Annotated in this window: 18 protein-coding genes and 1 pseudogene; 2 read left to right on the top strand and 17 right to left on the bottom strand. The window is 35.1% G+C overall.

All coding sequences use genetic code 11. The annotated features are described in order from the left end of the window. From FLA105534_RS00470 to FLA105534_RS00415, 12 genes and pseudogenes are all read right to left on the bottom strand, one after another. Positions 1-416 (bottom strand): annotated as a pseudogene (locus tag FLA105534_RS00470) (two-component sensor histidine kinase); the annotation flags it as partial. 59 nt (positions 417-475) lie between these two features. After that, positions 476-1,072, bottom strand: coding sequence for a dephospho-CoA kinase (coaE, locus tag FLA105534_RS00465; RefSeq protein WP_173964089.1), 597 nt, complete (start codon positions 1,070-1,072; stop codon positions 476-478). A gap of 2 nt (positions 1,073-1,074) precedes the next feature. Then, positions 1,075-2,073: a glycosyltransferase gene (locus FLA105534_RS00460; protein WP_173964088.1), complete on the bottom strand. Its 999-nt coding sequence runs from the start codon at positions 2,071-2,073 to the stop codon at positions 1,075-1,077. A 128-nt stretch (positions 2,074-2,201) separates the two neighbouring features. Continuing rightward, a complete protein-coding gene (gene fabV / locus FLA105534_RS00455; RefSeq protein ID WP_173964087.1) occupies positions 2,202-3,392 on the bottom strand; it encodes an enoyl-ACP reductase FabV in 1,191 nt (396 codons plus the stop codon). A gap of 68 nt (positions 3,393-3,460) precedes the next feature. Beyond that, entirely contained in the window at positions 3,461-4,159 is a 699-nt protein-coding gene (locus FLA105534_RS00450) for a hypothetical protein (protein WP_173964086.1), read from the bottom strand. 53 nt (positions 4,160-4,212) lie between these two features. Next, positions 4,213-5,865, bottom strand: a complete 1,653-nt coding sequence (gene recN / locus FLA105534_RS00445; protein WP_173964085.1) for a DNA repair protein RecN — start codon at positions 5,863-5,865, stop codon at positions 4,213-4,215. A gap of 49 nt (positions 5,866-5,914) precedes the next feature. Further along, complete coding sequence (porD, locus tag FLA105534_RS00440; RefSeq protein WP_173964084.1) at positions 5,915-6,799, bottom strand: type IX secretion system protein PorD; 885 nt, start codon at positions 6,797-6,799, stop codon at positions 5,915-5,917. Between the two features lie 74 nt (positions 6,800-6,873). Further along, positions 6,874-8,088 carry a bifunctional phosphopantothenoylcysteine decarboxylase/phosphopantothenate--cysteine ligase CoaBC gene (gene coaBC, locus FLA105534_RS00435; protein WP_173964083.1) on the bottom strand — a complete coding sequence of 405 codons (1,215 nt, stop codon included), beginning with the start codon at positions 8,086-8,088 and terminating at the stop codon, positions 6,874-6,876. Positions 8,089-8,097: 9 nt separating this feature from the next. Continuing rightward, the gene (locus FLA105534_RS00430) at positions 8,098-8,415 is read right to left on the bottom strand and encodes a DNA-directed RNA polymerase subunit omega (protein ID WP_007807938.1); all 318 of its coding nucleotides are present in this window, start codon (positions 8,413-8,415) and stop codon (positions 8,098-8,100) included. Between the two features lie 9 nt (positions 8,416-8,424). Further along, a complete protein-coding gene (locus tag FLA105534_RS00425) occupies positions 8,425-9,219 on the bottom strand; it encodes an outer membrane protein assembly factor BamD (RefSeq protein WP_173964082.1) in 795 nt (264 codons plus the stop codon). A gap of 298 nt (positions 9,220-9,517) precedes the next feature. Beyond that, on the bottom strand, positions 9,518-10,399 hold the full coding sequence (gene dapA / locus FLA105534_RS00420; protein WP_173964081.1) for a 4-hydroxy-tetrahydrodipicolinate synthase: 882 nt from the start codon (positions 10,397-10,399) through the stop codon (positions 9,518-9,520). A gap of 16 nt (positions 10,400-10,415) precedes the next feature. Beyond that, the gene (locus FLA105534_RS00415) at positions 10,416-10,928 is read right to left on the bottom strand and encodes a DUF6913 domain-containing protein (protein ID WP_173964080.1); all 513 of its coding nucleotides are present in this window, start codon (positions 10,926-10,928) and stop codon (positions 10,416-10,418) included. Positions 10,929-10,975: 47 nt separating this feature from the next. Between FLA105534_RS00415 and FLA105534_RS00410 the strand changes: the two genes are divergently transcribed. Continuing rightward, positions 10,976-11,755, top strand: coding sequence for a 5'-nucleotidase C-terminal domain-containing protein (locus FLA105534_RS00410; protein ID WP_173964079.1), 780 nt, complete (start codon positions 10,976-10,978; stop codon positions 11,753-11,755). Positions 11,756-11,875: 120 nt separating this feature from the next. Then, positions 11,876-12,787: a bifunctional metallophosphatase/5'-nucleotidase gene (locus tag FLA105534_RS00405; protein WP_173964078.1), complete on the top strand. Its 912-nt coding sequence runs from the start codon at positions 11,876-11,878 to the stop codon at positions 12,785-12,787. On the opposite strand, the gene FLA105534_RS00400 is transcribed toward FLA105534_RS00405, so the two are convergent. From FLA105534_RS00400 to FLA105534_RS00380, 5 genes are all read right to left on the bottom strand, one after another. Then, positions 12,777-13,472 carry a lysoplasmalogenase family protein gene (locus tag FLA105534_RS00400; RefSeq protein ID WP_173964077.1) on the bottom strand — a complete coding sequence of 232 codons (696 nt, stop codon included), beginning with the start codon at positions 13,470-13,472 and terminating at the stop codon, positions 12,777-12,779. The two genes, FLA105534_RS00405 and FLA105534_RS00400, sit on opposite strands and share 11 nt — an antisense overlap. Then, positions 13,459-15,465, bottom strand: coding sequence for an NAD-dependent DNA ligase LigA (ligA, locus tag FLA105534_RS00395; protein ID WP_173964076.1), 2,007 nt, complete (start codon positions 15,463-15,465; stop codon positions 13,459-13,461). The genes FLA105534_RS00400 and ligA overlap by 14 nt, the downstream gene beginning before the upstream one ends. Positions 15,466-15,710: 245 nt before the next feature. Then, on the bottom strand, positions 15,711-17,648 hold the full coding sequence (locus FLA105534_RS00390; protein WP_173964075.1) for an OmpA family protein: 1,938 nt from the start codon (positions 17,646-17,648) through the stop codon (positions 15,711-15,713). Positions 17,649-17,660: 12 nt separating this feature from the next. Then, positions 17,661-18,593: a PorP/SprF family type IX secretion system membrane protein gene (locus FLA105534_RS00385; RefSeq protein ID WP_173964074.1), complete on the bottom strand. Its 933-nt coding sequence runs from the start codon at positions 18,591-18,593 to the stop codon at positions 17,661-17,663. Between the two features lie 46 nt (positions 18,594-18,639). Further along, positions 18,640-22,983: Ig-like domain-containing protein (locus FLA105534_RS00380; protein ID WP_173964073.1), on the bottom strand; the 4,344-nt coding region annotated here is incomplete at its 5' end.

The raw sequence follows: 22,983 nt of genomic DNA, 5'->3' as shown, positions 1-22,983 counted from the left end.
TTATTGTATACTTCTGTAACTCTCTTTGAACTAAAGTTTTTAAATCTTTCGCTGCTAAATTTTTTATTAAAAATTGAGCCACTAATATCATAATCTTCAGATGTAAGCGTATTAGAATAAACTATTGTCTTGTTTGTTTTTGCATTTCTCTGAATGTAAAAAACCTGAAGTAAATCTTCTTTTTTAGGTGTTTTACCGGTGCTGTCTTTAATACGGTTATATTTATCGTAAAAACTATATTCCTCCTGTTGTTCCAACTTATCAGCAACATTGCCAATTACCTGAGTAACATGATATTTAAACTGTTCATCGTTGTTCTTGAACGATGAATTGAACCAATATACCTGAACCAGAATTATCCCTATTAAGGACAAACTCATCAATAAAACAAGTAATCTAAAAAATAATTTATTCATCGAAACAAAATTAATATTTTAACAATATACTAAATAATACATTAACCAAATATTAACATTTAAGACTGATTTTGTTTTATATTTAAAATTTTAAGAATTTTAACAACTTCTTCTTTAGCAATTTTAAGATTACTGTTATTAATAACAAAATTGCTTAAAGAAATTCGTTTTTCATCATTCCACTGCATTTTCATTCGGCTTAAAACTTGCTCCCGTGTGGTTTTATCACGCTTAATTACTCTTTCAATTCTGAGTTCTTCCGGCGCGGTAACGGTTACAATAACATCACAATCTTTATAACGACCACTTTCAAACAAAATTGCGGCTTCATAAATTACATATTGATATTTTTCGTTTTTTAATAACCAAAGTTCAAAATCCTCTTTAACTGCAGGGTGTACAATTGCATTTAATGCTGCCAATTTTTCAGCATCATTAAAAACAATTTCCGCCAATTTTGCTCTGTTTAAAACATTATTTTCAAAAAATGAATCTCCAAAAGCGGTTCTAATTTGTTGTAAAATGCTTTCAGATTGCATTACTTTTCTGGCTTCATCATCGGCAATGTATAAAGGAACTCCCATTTCTGCAAAGTAATTTGCTATGGTCGTTTTTCCACTCCCTATTCCGCCTGTCAGGCCAATAATTTTAGCCATATCTATATTTTAAAAAACATACGAGGAAAAGCCTCTTGGGGTTTTTGTTTTAAAATAATAACTTTTACGAACGATTTTAAAAATCCCGTTCCGTAACCATAAAATTGTTTCCAAACTGCGATCACAGCTAAGTACCCAATTTTGATGCTTTTATTCTGAATACTGGCTGTAAGAAAAATTATAACGAAATATACAAAATATAATTGTAATAAAATATCAATATTAAAAATTAACAATAAAAAAGCTAATAATAATCCCAGGATAAAAACCGTAGGAAAAAAGAATGTCAATTTATTGTGTTCCGGATACCAACTGTTTAATATGGGCCTGGCTATTCCGAATTTATTTACCTGAATCGAAAACTTCTCCCAATCAATTCTGCGCTTGTGATATACATAAGCTTCCGGAAACAATCTGGTTTCAAACCCTAAATTCCACAAACGAATGGAAAGATCCGGATCTTCTCCCGGATGAATGTTTCCAAAACCATTTGACGCAATAAAAGCCTTCTTTGAAATCCCCATATTAAAACTTCTCGGCTGAAACTTATTAATTTTCTCAGACCCACCACGAATTCCTCCTGTTGTTAAAAATGAAGTCATTGCAAAGTTAATTGCCTTCTGAATATCCGAAAAACTATCTAATGCTTTATCCGGCCCTCCAAAACAATCAACATAACCCTCATTAAGTGCTTTTCGAACTTCTGTCAAATAATTAGAAGGAATAATACAATCTGAATCAAAAATGATAAAATAATCCCCTCTGGCTTTCTGCATTCCAAAGTTCCTTGAATCTCCAGGACCTGAATTTTCCTTAAAATAATAAGAAATATTCAGCTTACCCTGATAGTTCATCACAACGTCTTTACAAGGTATTGATGATCCGTCTTCGACAAGAACAATTTCAAAAGCTTCATTATAATCGGATTTTGATAAACTTTCTAAAAGTTCATCTACTTCATCCGGACGATTATACACGGGTATAATTAAAGAAAAAATCATAGCAGATTATGCGGTATTAAAGTGGAAATATTTTAAATTTCAAAATTTTAACAAAGATATGTTATATTCATAAAAAAACCATTCGTCGCAACGAATGGTTTTGATATATAGTATTATTTTTTTTCTGTTTATTTGATACTTTCAATTTGAACAACTTCATTTGCTTCAGCAGCATAGTCTACTCCTGCAAATTCAAACCCGAATAGGTTCAAGAAATCATTTCTATATCCAGCCAAATCTCCAATCGCCGGTAATGTTTCTGTTGTAGCCTCTAACCAAAGTTTAGCCACTTTAGCCTGTACATCATCACGCATTTCCCAATCGTCGATTCTGATTCTGCCTTTTTCATCTACAGGAACTTCAGATCCGTTGTACAATCTGTCCTGAAACAAACGCTGAATTTGCTCGATACAACCCTCATGTATTCCTTCTTCTTTCATAATTTTGTACAAAAGAGAAATATACAATGGAATGACCGGAATTGCAGAACTTGCCTGTGTAACTAAAGCTTTGTTCACAGAAACATAAGCTTTTCCACCAATAGATTTTAAACTATCTGTAATAGAAAATGCAGTAGCTTCTAAATCATCTTTTGCACGACCAATTGTTCCTTTACGGTAAACTGCCTCTGTCAATGATGGCCCAATATAAGAATAAGCAACTGTTGTAGCACCTTCAGCTAATAAATTCTCAGCTTTTAAAGCATCAATCCACATCGTCCAGTCTTCACCCCCCATTACAGCAACTGTATTGGTAATATCTTCTTCATTTGCCGGAGCAATAGAAACCTCTGAAACGTTTCCGGTATGAAAATCTACTGTTTTATTGGTAAAAGTTTGACCGATTGGCTTTAGAACAGAACGGTGTAAAACTCCTGTAACCGGATGTTGACGAACCGGAGAAGCTAAACTATAAATGATAAGATCAACCTGACCTAAATCGGCTTTGATTAAATCTAAAGTCTGTCTTTTTATTTCGTTTGAAAAAGCATCTCCATTGATACTTTTTGCATATAAACCTGCTTTGTGAGCTTCTGTTTCAAATGCAGCAGAATTATACCATCCTGGAGAAGCTGTTTTACCTTCAACCGGTGGTTTTTCAAAAAACACTCCAATTGTTGCTGCATCAGATCCAAAAGCACTTGTAATTCTTGACGCTAATCCAAAACCTGTTGAAGCGCCAATAACTAATACTTTTTTTGCACCTGCAATTGGTCCTTTTGATTTGATATATTCTATTTGATTTTTAACATTTTGCTCGCTACCTTTTGGGTGGGCTGTCAAGCAAATAAATCCTCTCATTCTAGGCTCTATAATCATACTTTTTTATTTCAATTTAATTTGATCTAAACAACATACTCTATTTCTAAGAAATAGACAAATATTTACTATTTAATAATTTTGTTCACATTTTCCCTAACGGTTAAAATATCAACTTTTTTATCTTTACATTCAATTTTAACCCCATTATACTCTTCGATTAATGCATTTAAATTTTCGCACTCTCTTATAAAATTGAACTCTTTCTTATCAACATTAAATACGATTCCTTTTAACGTATTCAAATTAGCCGCAATTGCCCCTCCTACCGCTCCTGCATTGTAAGCAAAAGCCTTAGACCACATATTAGCAAAAGGTCCTTCGAGATACAAAAACTTTCCATCATTTAAAACTCTGTGATAAGAGTTTGGATTATCGGCAGACATATTTCCGTCTTCCTTTGAAGCAAATTGCATTAAATATCTCTGCTGAATATATAGGCTACCATTGTAAACAATAGCAAAATAATCTGTGATTTTTGCATTGTTTCTTTTCCAGCAAAAGAAAACATGATAAGCATCCGCATTCTTTTCGATTGATTTATAACCTGCAATAGTACGTCTTTCCAATGCATCACCCATGAAAATTCCCGATTTCGCAATAAGATTTTCATACGTTTTATAAACACCTTCAGAAAAGTCTTTTACTAAATAAGTTTTGGCTTCACTACCTGTCGATTCCATAACTTCTTTCGTAGTAACCTCCTGAGCATTTATCTTACTAACAAAGAAGCAAATAAAAGACAAAACACATAGTTTTTTAATCATATTATATTCTGATTTTAGTCTAATGGTTATACGAGCAAATATAATTTAAATATTTAATTTAATAATTCTTTTGCATGATTTAATGCCGAATCAGAGATTTTAGCACCTGATAACATCTGAGCAATTTCGGTAAGTCTTTCATCCTGAGACAATAGCTTAAGTTCTGATTGTGTATCTTCATCTACAGTAGATTTAGAAACTTTAAAATGAGAATCTCCTTTGGCTGCAATTTGCGGCAAATGGGTTATGGCAAAAATTTGCATAGTAGTACTCATTTCTTTCATAATCTCTCCCATTCTTATTGCTATTTCTCCGGAAACTCCCGTATCTATTTCGTCAAAGATTAAAGTTGGTAATTTTGAATATTGCGCCAAAATTGCTTTTACAGCCAACATAATACGAGACATTTCTCCTCCCGATGCTACTTTTTTAAGCAATCCAAAATCAGTTCCTTTATTAGCAGAGAATAAAAACTGCAATTCATCTTTCCCGTTTTGGAAATAAGTTTCCGAAGGTAAAAGTTCCATATTAAAACGAACATTCGGCATTCCTAACGTCTCTAAGATTTTAATTAACTTTTGCGATAAAACCGGAATTGCATTGGTTCTGTTTTGATTAATTAATCCCGCAAAAGCGTCTAATTCTGTAATTTTATCCTCGATCGATTTTGACAACACAGCAATTTCTTCTTCTATATTATCTAATTCAAGTAGTGTATTTTCTAATGTGGTCTGAATTCCAAGTAATTCATCAACAGAAGTCACCTGATGCTTTTTTTGCAAATTATAGATCAACTGCAGCTTCTGACTTACTAATTCTAATTGTACAGGATCATTTAAAAGCTTCTCAGAAACATTTTGTAGTTCCTTTGAAACATCATCAAACTCAATAGTCAGACTGGTAATTCTCTCAAAAATAGTTTGATATTCCGGCGAAAAAAGCGTTATTTTTTGCAATGCCGTTTTAATCTCATTTAGATTATGAAAAACACCAAACTGTTCTTCATTAGCAATTACCAACGATTTATCTATTGATTCTTTTATAATCTCAACATTATTTAGTTTTTCAAAATCAACCTCAAGCTCTTCCTGCTCACCAGATTTTAGCTTAGCAGTAACCAACTCATTTAATAAATAAGTATTATACTCTTGTTCTTTTCCTGAATCACTTTGTTTCTTCAACAAAGCATTTAGTTTGGATTTATCTGATTTGTATCCCTTTAATACATTCTGGTACGATTGAATTGTATCACCATTATTAGCAATTGCATCAATAATTTTAAACTGAACACCTTCATCCGATAACTCCTGAGTTTGTTGTTGGGAATGAATATCAATCAGAAATAAACTTAAATCCTGCAATTCCTGCAAGTTTACCGGACTATCATTAATAAAGGCGCGTGATTTCCCTGAAGGTAAAATTTCTCTCCTTATGATCGTTTCATCTTCATAATCAAGATCATTTGCTGTAAAAAAATCTTTTAGGTTATATTTAGAAATTTCAAATTGTGCTTCAATAACACATTTTTCTTCTTTATTTTTCAATGAAGTTAAATCGGCTCTTTTTCCTAAAACCAATCCTATCGCTCCTAATATAATGGACTTACCCGCTCCTGTTTCACCTGTAATTATAGAAAAACCTCTTGAAAAATCTATAGTTAATTTTTCAATCAGAGCATAGTTTTTAATCGACAAGGACGTTATCATAAAGAATTTGGGAAATATAAAAGTTAATAAAGAAAATAATTAAAATAGATTAAAATTTAATCTGAGACCATTTTGTGGAATTTAAAGGGGAAACTTTATTCAAAACATCTGTTAAATCAGTGATTGGAATACTTGGTCCACCTGAGAATATCGAAACAATTTCATCTGATTTGGCATCAAAGAAAACTCTGGTCAAAAAAGCATTAGGCTTTACCGAATTCAATTTTCCAATAAGCATCAAGGCTGACTTGATTTTCTCTTTTGATGCTTTCAAATCCTGACTCATACCATCTAAACCGGTATGGTACAAGAACGTCGTTTGACGTAAATCGCTATACATGGGTGAAATCATATCAGTTATAAGATAATAACGATTCTGAACTCCGTCAGATTGGTTCCAGCCTTTAGACCCACCTTGTTGTGCAACATTTGCAATGTTTTGAGCAGTTTCAAGATATTGATTTCCTGCCCCCATTTGAAAACTATCTGCATCCATTGCTAAAATCAAATAACTGTAAAACGAAACTACAGAAACTAAATTTGATTCAAAAGTGGTAGGATTGAACAATAAAGGTTCGTATTCAATATACCTGAAATTAAGATCTTTATCGTTATAATTTAATATTGGGGAAGAATAAGTAGAATTAAAAACCAATCTAGATGATTGCACCTGAATAGTTCCTGAAAACTGATCGGAAGTATTCGAGGACAATGTGATGTACATCGAGCAATTAATTCGTTCGTTTTGTTTTAAAACTGTCCCCGTCCAATCTGTTTTATTTACAAACTCAGATAGCGAAGTCTGAAGTGTTTTAAAAACCTGTTGATTGGGATTAGGCAATCTTTCTGTATTAATAGTTACAGTGCAATTTAACTGCTGTGCTTGAGTAAAGCTAAAAATTAAGAATGCTAAAAAAGTAACTAGTTTATTCATACGAAAGATATTATTTTGGTTAAAGCACGTAATAGCTTTTACTATTCTTAATCTTTGCTTTTTACTCTAAATCATTATAATTTCGCAAAATGCGAAACCACTTTATTTAAAATATCAACTGCAACAGACTCTTTTGATTTTAATTCCATTGGCTCAATTTTAAAATCCTGATCAATAAAGGTTACTTTATTGGTTTCTTTTTTAAAACCCGCTCCTTCATCCTGTAAGGAATTTAAAACAATCAAATCTAAGTTTTTTTTCTGAATTTTCAGCTTTGCATTTTCAATTTCATTTTCAGTTTCCAATGCAAATCCAATTAAAAACTGATTTTTCTTGATAGCTCCCAAGGAAGCCAGAATATCTTTTGTTTTTTCAAGCTCTATTGAAAATTCATCTGCAGCTTTTTTAATCTTTTGTGTCGCCACTACTTTGGGCCTGTAATCTGCCACCGCTGCAGCGGCTATTGCCACATCAACATCCTTAAAATACTCATGACAGACATCATACATCTCCTGTGCTGAAACTACGCCGATTACTTCAACCAAATTATTTTTAGCTTTGTAATGTGTCGGTCCAGCAACCAAAATAACCTGAGCCCCTAGGTTAGCTGCTTCATTTGCCAGATCAAAACCCATTTTTCCTGAAGAATGATTCCCTATAAAACGTACAGGATCTATTGCTTCGTATGTAGGTCCGGCAGTAATTAATATTTTTTTTCCTTTTAAAGGCAATTTACTTTCTAAATCAGCTTCTAAAAAAGCAATAATATTCTCCGGTTCAGCCATTCTGCCTTCTCCGGATAAACCACTGGCTAATTCACCACTTTCAGCCGGAATCATAATATTTCCAAAGCTTTTCAAAGCATTGAAACTGGCTAAAACCGAAGGATGCTTGTACATATCCAAATCCATTGCCGGAGCAAAATAAACCGGACATTTTGCCGACAAATAGGTAGCAACTAAAAGATTATCGCTGTTTCCGGTAGTCATTTTAGACAGGGTATTAGAAGTTGCAGGCGCAATCAGCATCAAATCAGCCCAAAGAGCCAAATCAACGTGATTATTCCAAACAGCATCTTCATCATCCTGATTAAAGAAACTGGAATGTACCGGATTTTTAGATAGTGTAGATAACGTAAGTGGAGTTACAAAATCCTTAGAAGCAGGTGTCATTATCACTTGGACATGTGCACCTGCTTTTATAAAGAGTCGTACTAATGAAGCTGTTTTATAGGCTGCAATTCCACCAGAAACTCCCAGTAAAATTTTCTTCCCGTTTAAAACTGACATTATACTATATTATTTGTTTGAACCTCTGTGGTATGTTTTACCGTCTAACCACTCCTGAACTGCTAAAGCATGTGGTTTTGGTAATTTTTCGTAAAATTTAGAAACTTCAATTTGTTCTTTATTTTCAAAAACTTCTTCAAGACTATCATTATAAGTAGCAAACTCTTCTAATTTTTCAGTTAATTCTTTTTTAATTTCAGAATTAATTTGATTTGCTCTTTTAGCCATAATGGTAATTGCCTCATACACATTTCCTGTTGGCTCTTCAATAACTGTTTTATTGTAAGTTATTGTATTTACAGGAGCATTTGTCTTTTTTAAATCCATGACTTTATTTTATTTAGTAAATTTTTGTAAATCTGTTTCCACTCTGGCATTCATTTCATCTGCCTCTTTTTTATACTTAGTAGCACTATTAAACTTAATTAAGTTACCATAAGCTACCTTAGCTACATTTAAACGCTCTTCCATTTTTGACGGAATACTGTTTATTGCCAATTTATATGCTGAATCGTATTTATAAAACAGCGCATCTTCTTTTAATGGTGTTCCGGGAAAATCAGCAATAAAATTATCAAAAGCAATTAATGCCGATTTGTAATCTGAAATTGTATTGTATCCTTTAGCATTTTCATATGCTTTTTTCTCCAGTTTACCGTTCAAAACTTTCACAGCTTCATTTGCCTGAACGATGTATTCAGAATTTGGATAGCTTTCAATAAAAGTCTGCAATTTTTCTAAAGCTTTTACAGTATCTGTTTGATCCAAGCTGTAAACAGGAGCTAATTTTGAGTAGCTATAAGCGCCTAAAAAAGCAGCTTCCTGAACTTTTTCACTTCGCGGATATCCCGAAACAAAACTTTCAAACTGATAACCCGCCAAATAATACTGTTTCGTTTTATAATACGATTGCGAAAACATGTAAAATAATTTCTCTGCCTGAGGTTTCCCTCTGTACGAAGGAGCCAATTGTTCAAAAAGACGTATGGCTTTTGAATATTTACCTGCATCATACATTTTTGTTGCAACTTCAAATTTTGCGGCAACATCCTCGTTTTTTAATGCTTTTTGGTATTCACTACAAGAACAAAAAAGGACAACAACAATTAATAGAGATACTATTTTTTTCATTTTCTTACTTTTATTATGATTTCTTAGACAATTGTGCCAAAGCAAAATCACACCGAAGTTCCGGTGGCAAATTTAGTTATTAATTTAGCTACTACAAAATATTTTTTGGTACAGAGCCTGTTTAAATTTTATTTACTGAATTTCTTATCCTGATTTTCGGCTGCAACTTCGTTAATTTTTCATACAATAGTACCACTATTCTATAAAAACTTGCCTTATTTCGCTCGAAAATACTTTGATAATAAACCTCAAAAATAAATCCTAAACAGGCTCTAATAAAATACCGACAATCTCATTCTTATTTTATGCTATTTTTCACAAATTCATTCAATCTGCCTGCTAAAGAATCATCAACGGCTACCAAAGGCAAACGTACTATATTCTCAGCAATACCGAGGGCTTGAAAGACTTGTTTGATCCCCGCAGGATTCCCCTGCTCAAAAAGCATATCGATACAGTCTGATAAAAAGTACTGAGTTTTAAACGCTTCAGTTACCTTTTTATTTAGTCCTAAACGAATCATTTCTGTAAATTCTTTTGGAAAACCTTGTCCGATAACCGAGATTACCCCTGCTCCACCAGCCAAAACAATCGGCAAAGCAATCATATCATCTCCTGAAATAATAAGAAAATCTTTTGGTGCATTTTTAATCAGCTGCATCGCCTGAGCCATATCTCCGGCAGCTTCTTTAATCGCTACGACATTATTAAAATCATTAGCCAGACGGATTACAGTTGACGGCAACATGTTGCTGGAGGTCCTTCCCGGAACATTATACAAGATTACCGGAATTGGAGAAGCTTCTGCAATGGCTTTAAAATGCTGATAAATCCCTTCCTGTGTTGGTTTATTATAATAAGGAGAAACAGAAAGGATCGCTTCAAAAGCAGAGAAGTCTCTTGTTTTTAATTCGGCTACAATCTGCATCGTGTTATTTCCGCCCACTCCAAGCACCAAAGGCAATCTACCTTTATTTATATCGATTACTGTTTGTATCACCAGTTCTTTCTCGTCCTCTGTCAAAGTAGCATTTTCAGCCGTTGTTCCCATGACTACAAGATACTCAACCCCGCCGTCAATCGAAAAATTAACAATGCGCTGTAAAGCTTCGACATCTACTGATAAGTCTTTTTTAAATGGGGTTACAAGCGCAACACCAGTTCCTATTAATGATTGCATATTCTACTTTATAATTTTATTTTATACTCTTTAAATATTTAAACAATTCGTGCACGAAAAGTTTGTGATTCTCTATAGCAGTATCAATCATCCATCGATTTAGATCTTTATCTACTGATGTGAATCCTACTTTAAACTTCGCTTTTGATCTGGCGGTTATCATCATCAAAATGGCTGTTTCGATATCATAATAACTAATCAAAAGATCAAATTCTGTTGTTATAAATTCATTTACGAAAGCTGCTGTGATCTCCCCCTTCCAATTGATCTGTTTTCTACCAAAAGTAGGCTTTGAATACGTTTTTTTCTCGCTAAATTTACTGCTGTACGCTACAATTTTTATGTTCTCAGGCTTGATTCCTTTCGAGATCAACTCCTTTACCAGATCTTCTGAATACTGAAATTCACTTTCATCAATCAGTAAACCAATAGTTTGCACATTACTTGTAAACACTTCATTTTTGACATTATTCAAGTTATTTTTTAATGATTTTTTTACAAAAAATTCCTTTATATAATTTAAAAACATAGTACTTTTACCAGATTACAAAATTAATTATTTAAGTCGCATTTAAGATGGTAAAACTAAAAAAGTATAACGGAGTTTTGAAACTTTTTGTTATATTCTTAACACTTTTTTTTATATTTTCCTGCAGTCAGAAAAATTATAATCTAACAAAAATCGAAGGAAAGCAGCTTCCGATAACCGAAAAAGGAACAGAAACTCCTGCAATTGAAAACTTTATTAAGCCTTATCGCGATCACATCAACAAGGATTTGGACAATGTTTTAGCATATTGCCCGGAAACTCTTGACAAAAGCACAGGAAAATGGCAAACAAGTATTGGAAACCTAATGGCTGATGTTTGTGTTGAGAGAGGAAATCTGGTTTTTAAGGCCCGTGAGAACAAAACCATCGATTTGTGTTTGTTAAATCATGGTGGTATCAGAGCCATTTTGCCTAAAGGAAATGTGACCAACAGAACAGCCTTTGAAATTATGCCTTTTGAAAACAGCATGGTTGTGATGGCTTTAAAAGGAGATCAGATTTTAGAGATGACTGCTTATATTATTAAGGCACAAAAAGCACAGCCTTTATCAGGTATGACTTTTACAATTGCAAAAGACAAAACGGCAAAAAACATTATGATTCAGGGAAAACCTCTTGATCTTAATAAAACTTACTACGTAGCTACAAATGACTACTTAGCAAATGGCGGAGACAGCATGGCTTTTTTCGCAAAAAGCGTTCAGAAATACGATCTAAATTACAAACTTAGAGACGTGCTAATCGATTATTTTAAACAAGTAGATACAATTCCGGTAGCAAAAGACATCCGAATTACAGAAGAATAAAAAAGATAGCCACGAATTTCGCGAATCTACACGGATTTCAGTTCCAAAAATTCCAATTCATCTAAATTCGTGACAAAAAGTTAACAAATTACATTACAGTTTTCGTAAAAAAAATATAAAATGAAAAGAAGAGAATTTATCGAAAAAACAGCTGCAAGTACTGCCTTACTAAGTTTAGGTCTGTCGTTGAGCAGTTTTGAAACCAACGATATTAAACACTTAACCATTCTACATACTAACGACGTTCACAGCCATATTGACCCATTTCCTGCTGATGATCCGCGTAATCCTAATAAAGGTGGTGTATCACGCAGAGCAGCACTTATTGAAACGATCCGTAAAGAAAATCCAAATGTACTTTTACTGGATGCCGGTGATATTTTTCAGGGAACTCCTTATTTTAATTATTATGGAGGAGAATTGGAATTTAAACTAATGAGTATGATGAAGTACGATGCCTCTACTATTGGAAATCACGATTTCGACAATGGTCTTGACGGACTGCACGCGCAGATGCCTCATGCTACTTTTGAATTTATAAACTCGAATTACGACTTTAAAAATACAGTGATGAACGGACTTGTAAAACCGTACAAAATTTTTAATAAAAACGGAATTAAAGTAGGTGTTTTTGGTTTAGGGATCGAGCTTGCAGGTTTGGTTGATAAACAAATGTACAAAGAAACGATTTACAACAATCCGGTAGAGATTGCACAGGATATGACGCAATTATTAAAGAAAGAGGAAAAATGTGATTTGGTTGTTTGTTTATCACACCTTGGATACAAATACAAGGATGACGAATCTAAAATTTGTGATTTAAAACTGGCAGCTCAAACTCAGGATATTGATTTAATTATTGGAGGTCACACACATACTTTCTTAGACAAACCAACTGTTGTTAAAAACAAAGCCGGACAAGAGGTTCTTGTAAATCAGGTAGGTTGTTACGGAATTAATTTGGGAAGAATAGATTTTTACTTTGATAAAGACAAAGCGCATACGAACCAAGGAAAATCGATTATTGTATAATACTTTTCTTTTTTTTGTTTTTATCTTTTTGAAGAAAATACTCAACCATAAAAAAGTACGCCAAAATTTGAGTAGTATCACGAATCAATACGAGAACAACGGAATAGGTAAAATACTCATTGAAGATGTAAAATATATCTGAAAAGATGTAACTAATTGCCATTAATGACATGAGTAAAGCTAAGTGAGTACCTTTTGTTATGTAACTGACAAATGAAAAATAACTTAGTACACTTAAAACAATTCCGTAGATAGTATAAATTATGCTGAACTGCTTCATATTGTCAAACTTCATCCCCAAAACCGATATCAATAGGTAGACGATAAAAATGACTACTATAGATACAGGCAGAATATCTTTTTTGGCCAGCTTTATTTTTTCATGTTCTCTAAAATAAAGCCGGACAATTAAAAGGTATACCACTAAAAAACATAAGACTCCGCCAAGTTCAGAACTTTCGACATCCATCAGATTAAACACCTGTCCGATAAAGCAAAACAAAAAAATGACGCCTTCTATTTTTCCTATGCTGAATTCATTGCTAATTAAAAAGTAAATAAAAATAGCCGGAACCACAATGGCTTTGGAATAAATTGCAAATAAATCTAACTGTGCCCATTCAAAAATGATTGTGCACAGTAATGCTAAAAAGAATAAAATTAACGACGGCTTATTCGCTTTCATTTAATTTATTTATAAAATCTTCTTCTGATAAAATAGGGATGTTTAATTTACTGGCTTTTTCTAATTTAGCCGGTCCCATATTATCGCCTGCAACAACAAAATCTGTTTTTGCCGAAATAGAGCTTCCTACTTTCCCGCCATTGTCTTCAATGGTTTTCTTCAATTCATCTCTTGAGAATTGAGCAAAAACTCCCGAAACTACAAATGTTTTTCCAACGAATTTTTCGGTAGCGTTTGGATTTATCTTTTCAACAATTTCAAACTGAATTCCGTAGCTCTTAAGGCGTTCAATAATTCTTTGATTTTCTTCATTTTCGAAGAACTCAATTACGCTCTTAGCAATTCTTTCTCCAATTTCATCTACTAAAATCAGATCCATTAGAGTAGCCTGACTCAATGCATTGATATTTTTATAATGTTTCGCCAGTTTTTTAGCGACAGTCTCCCCAACAAAACGAATTCCCAAAGCAAACAAAACGCTTTCAAATGGAATTTCTTTTGATTTTTCAACTCCTTTTACCAGATTCTCGGCAGATTTTTGCGCCATTCTCTCTAAAGGTAAGATATTTTCTACTTTTAGCTCATATAAATCTGCATAATTGTGTACCAATCCATTATTGAAAAGCAAGGCAACCGTTTCACCGCCAAGGCCTTCAATATCCATTGCTTTTCTAGAAATATAGTGTTGAATCCTTCCAATGATCTGCGGAGGGCATCCATAAAAGTTAGGACAATAATGATTGGCCTCTCCTTCATTTCGAACCAACTCGGTCTGACATTCCGGACAGTGTGTGATGTATTGGGTGGGTTCTGAATTTTCAGGTCGTTTTGATAAATCTACTGCGATTATTTTTGGAATAATCTCTCCTCCTTTTTCTACAAAAACAGTGTCATTTATTCTGATATCCAGTTTTTCAATCTGATCGGCATTGTGTAAAGAGGCTCTTTTTACTATGGTTCCCGCCAGTTGTACCGGTTCTAAATTGGCGACCGGTGTTATCGCCCCCGTACGGCCTACCTGGTATGAAATGGATTGTAGTTTGGTTGAAACCTGTTCTGATTTGAATTTATAAGCTATTGCCCAACGCGGTGACTTCGCCGTATATCCTAATTCTTCCTGATGCTGAATGCTGTTTACCTTTACCACTACACCATCGGTTTCATAGGGTAAATCATGACGGTGTACGTCCCAATAATCAATGAAGTCAAAAACTTCCTGCATGTTTTGTACCAGTTTTGCTTCGTTAGGCACTTTAAATCCCCATTTTCTGGCAGATTCCAGTCCTTCAAACTGAGATGCAAATGGCAGATTGTTTCCGGTAACAAAGTATAGCAAACATTCTAGAGGACGTTTGGCAACCTCAGCACTGTCCTGTAATTTCAAACTTCCTGAGGCTGTATTTCTTGGATTTGAATAGGGAGTTTCTCCAATTTCAATTAAGTCCTGATTCATTTTTTCGAAACCCGCAAAAGGCAGAATAATTTCACCTCTGATATCAAATTTCTCCGGGTAATTTCCTTTTAACTGTAAAGGAATTGATTTTATCGTTTTGATATTGTTGGTTACCTCATCACCTTGAAAACCATCACCTCGGGTTAAAGCCTGTACCAATTTTCCGTTTTCGTAAGTAATACTGATGGAGGCTCCGTCGTATTTTAATTCACAGGTATATTGCAGCTCAACATTCCCTAAAACTTTCTGAATTCGGTTCTCCCAATCCAACAAATCCTCTTTCGAATAAGAGTTGTCTAAGGAATACATACGGTACTGATGTGCAATTGTTTTAAAATTTTTCGTCACAGTACCTCCCACTCGTTGCGTTGGAGAATTTTCATCAAAAAACTCAGGATGTTTATTTTCTAAATCCTGAAGTTCTTTTAACTTAATATCAAAATCATAATCAGAAATTGTAGCGTTATCTAACACATAATAATTATAATTGTGCTGATTAAGTTCATTTCGTAAAGTCTGAATTGTTTCTTGAATACTCATAAAATTTTAATATACTGGAAGTTGTGATTTTGAATAACTGTGTCTCAAAATTAGGATTATTTTTGTTCAAAAACAGTAAAAAACAAAAGTTTTACAAAATCAAAAATCAAGTTGCAAAACAATGCAACTTGATTTTCTTCCTGCCCATTCTTCGTAAAAAGAATTAATAAAAACCAACTTCCAAATGGTCTCTTTCTGTTCCATTTGTATCTTAATAAGCATGGTATTAAAATAATAATGCAACGTTATTTCTGGATTATAATAAAGTCTGAGCGTCTGTTTAACAAATGCTCCGCTTCGGTACATTTTACACCATTTTTGCATTTGTTGACTAAGCGGGTCTCTCCATAACCGATGGCACTTTCAATTCTTGAAGCATCAATTCCCTGAGAAAGAATATAATCTCGTGTTGATTTGGCTCTGTTGTCAGAAAGTTTCAAATTATAAGCATCTTTACCTCTGGAGTCTGTGTGTGACTCAATTTTGATTCGGATTTTAGGAAATTTTCGCATGATGAAAACTACTTTTTCCAATTCGGCGGCTGCCAGAGGAGTAATGTCGTATTTGTCATAATCAAAATATATCGGTTTGACATCTACCTTTTCAACTCCTGCTTTCTTCACTACCAAATCATCATAATTACTCAGTTCAAAGTCAACATTGGTAATTTCGGCTTCATTAACTTTGGTTGTTACGACCGCTTTTTCGTCGTCACTGTAATTAAATTTTGAAGCCAGCAAACGTACAGTTTTGTTGCAGGGAACCGTGATTGCATATTTTCCATCAAAATTTGTTTTTGTTTCAGCCAGAACCGCATTATAAGGGTCATAAGCCACTATAGTAACATCTGATAGCAATGCTTTTGTTTTATGATCAATTGCTTTACCCGAAATGTTCTGATTGCAAATCGGCTGTCCTTTTGTAAAGGAATAAATGTCATCATCGCCTTTTCCTCCGGCTCTGTTTGAAGACACATACCCATAACTCCCGGCTTTATCAATTACAAAAGTAAAATCGTCTTTGTTACTGTTTATCGGAGTTCCCAAATTTTGTGGGGTTGAAAAACTTCCATTCGACAAAAGCTTGCTTTCGTATACATCCAAATCTCCTAAACCATAATGTCCATCGGAAGAGAAATACAATATTCCGTTTCGAAAAAATGGAAAAAGATCATTGCCTATTGTATTGATTTTTGGCCCTAAATTCTCTGGAGAACTCATGGTTCCGTCATTAGCAATTTTTACCACATACAAATCGGTTTCACCATATCCTCCGGGCATATCTGAAGCAAAGAAAAGCATTCGGCCGTCATCACTCAAACTAGGATGCCCAACGGAATAATCGTCACTGTCAAAGAAAATTTTCTGCGGGTTTTCAACTTTACCATTAACCAGAGATCCTTTTAGAATCTGAAAGTTATTGATTCTGTCCTGATCCACTACCAATCTGTTTTTCTTTACAATATTTGATGTATAATAAATTATTTTTCCTTCGGAATCAAAAGAAGCAGTAGCTTCATGATATTTAGTCATCACGTTTGGTATAAATAATTTGTCATTGAAAAGACTCCCGTCAGCAGGATTTCTCTCGGCTACATACAAATTCAAAAACGGCTGATTGTTCCAGTTGTAGAGTTTATCCGCAAATTTTGTGGTGTCTCTTGCTGAGGAGAATACGATTCGGTCCTGAAAAAAAGTAGCTCCAAAATCAGATTTACTGGTGTTAATGTCTAAATTTCTAACTTCATAAAGTGACTTTGTTTTAGCAAGACTGTCTATATATTTCTTCTGAGCAACATACCGATTGATCTCTTTTTGATCTCCTTTTTTATTGAGGTATTCTTTAGTGATTTTATCAGCTTCCTCATAATCCATAACGGCTTTCATGGACTGAATGTAACGCAGGTAGTAAATGTCGGTTAAATTATTACCCTGTACCTGATACAATCTTTTATACCATCTAAGGGCATTTCTTGCATCGGAAATAAAATAATAAGAATCTGCAGCATTTTTAATGGTCTGTGCCGACGGGTTCTCGATATTTTGCAAACATTCTTCATAGGCCTTTGATGCATCTAAATAGGAATAATTCCTAAATAATGCATCGGCCTTTTTTAAATTGGTCTTTTGTGCAAAACTAAAAGTAATGCTCAAGAGCAAACTAAGGATATATAGTTTTTTCATAGGATTTATGTTTTAGAAGAATCGAGGTGATTTGATTTTACTTTGTTTTTTAGTAAACTGATAACGCAGGATGATCTCATGAGATCCATCGTTGTATTTGTTCAGGTCACTTACGGTATAATCAAAAGCATATCCGATGTAAAAACTTCTGGAGATCTGAAAACCTGCCAAGGCGCTTAACGAATCATCTGTTCGATAGGATGCACCGATTACAAATTTTTCTGCAATCATAAAATTCGCCGAAATATCGGCAGTAAGTGGTGCTCCACTCACTGCCTTTACTAAAAATGCCGGTTTAAACTTTAAGTTTGGATTCAGATCAAAAACATAACCTCCCATTAAGTAATAATGCAGACGATCGTAAGATATCGATTCCTGAATATCGTCGTAATAATCACTTTGAATAAAACTTGGAACGGAAAGACCTACATACCATTTGTCGGTATAATAGTAAACCCCTGCTCCTACGGCCAGTTTCATCTTATTGTTAATATTCTGATTCAACAATACATCATTATTGTTATAGAATCTTCCTTTAGACCAATCTACATTTAACATTCTCATCCCCGCTTTTAACCCAAAAGCCAGTCTTTTTTCATATCCTAAAGGAATTGAATAAGAGAAGTTTCCGTCAATATACAATTCGTTTGAAGGGCCAATTTTGTCGTTAACGACACTTAGTCCTAAACCAATCATCTCGTTTAGAAGCGGTGAATGAGCAGAAAACGATTGTGTTTCTGGTGCCCCATCTATTCCAACCCATTGCGAACGGTGTAAAAGTGTTGCCTCTAAGGTTCCGGTAGACCCGGCATAAGCCGGATTTACTGACATCGTATTGTACATGTATTGCGTGTACTCCGGGTCCTGTTGGGCACTGACGCAAACTGTGATAAAAGAACATATTAAAATAAAATACGTTTCTAATGATTTTATATATAGTTTCATAACGATACTTATTAAGTTTAATTTATTAGATGATTAATACAGCTGCTTATCTCATTATAGACAACCAACCTTTTTTAACCGTTCCGTCTCCAATCGCTATTACGTAGAAATAAGTACCTGTTGGCAGCATATCTCCTCTATTAATAACTCCGGAAACATTGGCGGTTCCGTCCCAATCATTTTCATAATGTTGTTTACTATATACTAATGAACCGTATCTGTTATACACTTTCAACTCATTATTTGGATAAGTTTCGATACAATCTATTCTGAAAAGATCATTAGCTCCATCATTATTTGGCGTAAACTCATTGTAAACGGTCAAACAAATTGGTTCGATAGAAACTGAAGCCGAATTATTTGATGCATCTACATCTAACGGAGTCGAAGTCTCAACAGTTGCAACACTTAAGTATTTACCACTCGGTAGCACTTCTGCTACAATTGTAAGTACTACACTTTGACCTGCATTCAATGTTGGAATTGTCCAGAGTTCTGTCAACAAATTGTATGTTCCTGCAGTCGTAGATGCACTTACCAAATTGTATCCACTAGGCAATAAATCACTTACTATTGTATTTATAAAATTACCCTGACCAACATTATTTACGGTTACTTTAAAAGTAATCTGGTCACCAAAATTAGGTGTAGAATTACTAACTGTATTGGTTATAGTTAAGTCAGAACAAGTTGCTACAACTACATTTAAGGATTTCGTAGTTCTCTCGTCACAAGTATTAATGTACTGGACCACAACTCTTCCAGGTCCAATGTCAGACCAGGAAATCGTTACTGAGCCATCATTAACTCCTCCTCCGGAAGTAATTGTTCCGTTAGTAACCGACCACACATAATTTGATTTTCCATTGGCAATTGAGTATGTTACTCCCTGGAATACACATGGTGTATCATCTGTCGTGGTAATAGGAACCAGAGCATCATTATCAAAAGCAACAGTTACTCCTAATCTTGCAGCTCTATCACAACCATTAGTAACGTTATTAAGCGTTCCTGCGTAATAAGTTGTTGCGGTTAAAGGTGTATTTGCTGCCAAAGGTGTTCCTCCTAATGCTGAAGCATACCATACCACATTTGACTCATTTACGACGATATTCTGAATCGTTGGATTTGATGATAAACAGAATACTTGTGTCGTTCTTGGCGTAGTGACATTTCCCGGTGGATTTACATTCACAGTAACCAATAGTCTTACTGGATTCTCGCAGCCTGAACCGCTTGCAATAACTCCATAATAATTACCGCTCACTAAAGCTGTTGTTGATGGAATTGCTGTTCCTCCTGTTGCAGTACTATACCAAATTACATTTGATTCGTTTACCTGAATGTCCGAAACTTTTGCTGCACTTACAGAACAGAAATTCTGAATTGCCGAAGTGGTAGTTGGTGTAGGCATTGGATTAGCAATAGTAATTGTAACCGCTAAACGCGCTGCACTTTTACATCCTGTTATCGGATCTGTTATTTCTCCATAATAAGTACCAGAAGTTAATGCTGTTGTTAATGGAATTGCTGTTCCGCCAGTTGCACTACTAAACCACGCTACATTGCTTTCGTTTACCTGAATACTCGCAAAGGTTGGAGCACTTACAGAACAAAAGTTCTGAGATGCCGCAGTTGTGGTAGGATTATTCGAATTTCCAACAGTCACAGTAACTTTTAGTCGGATACTACTTTCACAACCTGTTACCGGATCTTTTGTAACAGCGTAATAATCTCCATTTACCAATGCTGTAGTCGATGCAACGGCAGTTCCACCTGTTGCGGTGGTATACCACACAATGTTGCTTCCGTTTACCTGAATACTCGCAACTGTTGGATTATTTCCTGAACAGAAAACCTGAGTATTAGCTGTTGTTGTTGGTGTAACCGGATCAGTAACGTTGATGGTTACCGCTAATCTGGTAGCACTTTCACATCCTGATGCAGGATCTTTTATCACTGCATAATAAGTACCGCTGGTTAAAGCTGTAGTTGATGGAATAACCGTTCCGCCAGTTAAAGCAGTGTACCAAACAATATTACTTTGATTTATTTGAATACTTGCAAATGTCGGTGCATTAACTTTACAGAAATTTTGTGTTCCTGCAGTTACCAAGGTTGGTGTACCCGGATCGGTTACACTTATTGTTACCGCCAATCTCACCGCGCTTTCGCATCCTGATACAGGATCTTTTATTGCTGCGTAATAAGTACCGCTGGTTAAAGCTGTAGTAGATGGAATCACGGTTCCTCCTGTCAATGCAGTGTACCAAACGATATTGCTTTGATTCGTTTGAATGCTTGCAAAAGTTGGTGCATTTACCGCACAGAAGTTTTGTGTTCCGGCTGTTACTAATGTTGGTGTACCCGGGTCAGTAACATTAATGGTTACTGCTAATCTGGTAACACTTTCACATCCTGATACAGGATCTTTTATCACTGCATAGTAAGTACCGCTGGTTAAAGCTGTAGTTGAAGGAATAACGGTTCCTCCTGTCAATGCAGTATACCAAACAATATTACTTTGATTCGTTTGAATACTTGCAAATGTTGGTGCATTAACTGTACAGAAATTTTGTGTTCCTGCCGTTACTAAAGTTGGCGTACCAGGATCAGTAACGTTGATTGTTACGGCTAGTCTTACAGCACTTTCACACCCTGATACAGGGTCTTTTATTGCTGCATAATAAACTCCACTAGTTAAAGCCGTAGTTGAAGGAATCAATGTTCCTCCCGTTAAAGCAGTATACCAAACGATGTTAGCCTCATTAAATTGAACACTCGCAAAAGTTGGTGCATTTACCGCACAGAAATTTTGTGTTCCTGCAGTTACCAAAGTTGGTGTGCCCGGATTGGCAACATTGACTGTTACAGCTAATCTTACAGCACTTTCACAAGTCGTTGTTGGATCTTTGATTACTGCATAATAAGTACCACTGGTTAAGGCTGTAGTCGATGGAATAACGGTTCCTCCGGTTAGAGCAGTATACCAAACGATGTTAGCCTGGTTGAACTGAACACTTGCAAAAGTTGGCGCATTTACCAAACAGAAATTTTGTGTTCCTGCTGTTACTAAGGTTGGTGTACCAGGATCGGTTACACTGATATTGATCGCCAATCTTGCTGTACTTTCACATCCTGATACAGGATCTTTTTCTGCAGCGTAGTAAGTTCCAGTTGTTAAGGCTGTAGTAGATGGAATTAAAATTCCTCCTGTCAAAGCTGTGTACCAAACAATGTTAGCGGCAACGGACGGACTAACGTCGATTGTTGCAAAAGTCGGCGCATTTACCAAACAGAAACTCTGAGTAGTATTTGTAATTATTGGTGCTTCCGGATCGGTTACAGTGATGTTAATCGCTAATCTCACATTACTCTCGCAAGTAGTTATTGGATCTTTGATTGCAGCATAGTAAGTTCCGGTTGTCAAAGCTGTAGTAGATGGAATTAAAATTCCTCCTGTCAAAGCTGTGTACCAAACGATATTTGCAGCAACGGCTGGACTTACGTCAATTGTGGCAAAAGTTGGTGCATTAATCAAACAGAAGCTCTGAGTGGTTTTAGTGATTACAGGAGTTCCCGGATCGGTCACACTAATGTTAATCGCTAATCTCACATTACTCTCGCAAGTAGTTATTGGGTCTTTGATTGCGGCATAATACGTTCCGGTTGTTAAAGCTGTAGTCGATGGAATTAAAATTCCTCCGGTTAAAGCAGTGTACCAAACAATGTTGGCAGCAACAGCTGGACTTACATCAATTGTGGCAAAAGTTGGCGCATTGACCAAACAAAAATCCTGACTAGTTTTGGTAATAACAGGAGTTCCCGGATCGGTCACACTTATCGTTACAGCTAATCGTACAGCGCTTTCACAAGTCGTTGTCGGATCTTTAATTGCGGCATAATACGTTCCGGTGGTTAAAGCTGTAGTAGATGGAATTAAAGCTCCTCCGGTTAAAGCAGTGTACCAAACAATGTTGGCAGCAACGGCTGGACTTACGTCAATTGTTGCAAAAGTTGGCGCATTGACCAAACAGAAATCCTGACTAGTTTTGGTAATAACAGGAGTTCCCGGATCAGTAACACTTATCGTTACAGCCAATCTTACTGCGCTCTCACAAGTCGTTGTTGGATCTTTGATTACTGCGTAATAAGTACCGCTAGTTAAAGCTGTAGTAGATGGAATCACTGTTCCACCGGTTAAAGCTGTGTACCAAACGATGTTGGCTTCGTTAAACTGAACACTCGCAAATGTTGGTGCATTTACCAAACAGAAGTTTTGTGTGCCGGCTGTTACCAAAGTTGGTGTACCAGGATCGGTTACACTAATGGTTACCGCCAATCTTACTGCGCTTTCACAAGTCGTAGTTGGATCTTTGATTACAGCATA

Origin of the sequence: Flavobacterium collinsii (assembly GCF_902804485.1) — a bacterium.
GTDB lineage: Bacteria > Bacteroidota > Bacteroidia > Flavobacteriales > Flavobacteriaceae > Flavobacterium > Flavobacterium collinsii.
Note: the sequence above shows the minus strand (reverse complement) of the source record. Positions and strands in the feature narration are given on the sequence as shown.

Excerpts from the sequence above, each read along its gene's own strand:
- dapA (WP_173964081.1), bottom strand. The coding sequence starts at position 10,399 with ATGCAATCATTAATAGGAACTGGTGTTGCGCTTGTAACCCCATTTAAA.
- FLA105534_RS00385 (WP_173964074.1), bottom strand. The coding sequence starts at position 18,593 with ATGAAACTATATATAAAATCATTAGAAACGTATTTTATTTTAATATGT.
- coaBC (WP_173964083.1), bottom strand. The coding sequence starts at position 8,088 with ATGTCAGTTTTAAACGGGAAGAAAATTTTACTGGGAGTTTCTGGTGGA.
- FLA105534_RS00425 (WP_173964082.1), bottom strand. The coding sequence starts at position 9,219 with ATGAAAAAAATAGTATCTCTATTAATTGTTGTTGTCCTTTTTTGTTCT.
- fabV (WP_173964087.1), bottom strand. The coding sequence starts at position 3,392 with ATGATTATAGAGCCTAGAATGAGAGGATTTATTTGCTTGACAGCCCAC.
- FLA105534_RS00415 (WP_173964080.1), bottom strand. The coding sequence starts at position 10,928 with ATGTTTTTAAATTATATAAAGGAATTTTTTGTAAAAAAATCATTAAAA.
- porD (WP_173964084.1), bottom strand. The coding sequence starts at position 6,799 with ATGAATAAACTAGTTACTTTTTTAGCATTCTTAATTTTTAGCTTTACT.
- FLA105534_RS00390 (WP_173964075.1), bottom strand. The coding sequence starts at position 17,648 with ATGAAAAAACTATATATCCTTAGTTTGCTCTTGAGCATTACTTTTAGT.
- FLA105534_RS00460 (WP_173964088.1), bottom strand. The coding sequence starts at position 2,073 with ATGATTTTTTCTTTAATTATACCCGTGTATAATCGTCCGGATGAAGTA.
- FLA105534_RS00450 (WP_173964086.1), bottom strand. The coding sequence starts at position 4,159 with ATGATTAAAAAACTATGTGTTTTGTCTTTTATTTGCTTCTTTGTTAGT.
- ligA (WP_173964076.1), bottom strand. The coding sequence starts at position 15,465 with ATGAGTATTCAAGAAACAATTCAGACTTTACGAAATGAACTTAATCAG.
- FLA105534_RS00400 (WP_173964077.1), bottom strand. The coding sequence starts at position 13,472 with ATGAAAGCGAATAAGCCGTCGTTAATTTTATTCTTTTTAGCATTACTG.
- recN (WP_173964085.1), bottom strand. The coding sequence starts at position 5,865 with ATGATAACGTCCTTGTCGATTAAAAACTATGCTCTGATTGAAAAATTA.
- coaE (WP_173964089.1), bottom strand. The coding sequence starts at position 1,072 with ATGGCTAAAATTATTGGCCTGACAGGCGGAATAGGGAGTGGAAAAACG.
- FLA105534_RS00430 (WP_007807938.1), bottom strand. The coding sequence starts at position 8,415 with ATGGATTTAAAAAAGACAAATGCTCCTGTAAATACAATAACTTACAAT.
- FLA105534_RS00410 (WP_173964079.1), top strand. The coding sequence starts at position 10,976 with ATGGTAAAACTAAAAAAGTATAACGGAGTTTTGAAACTTTTTGTTATA.
- FLA105534_RS00405 (WP_173964078.1), top strand. The coding sequence starts at position 11,876 with ATGAAAAGAAGAGAATTTATCGAAAAAACAGCTGCAAGTACTGCCTTA.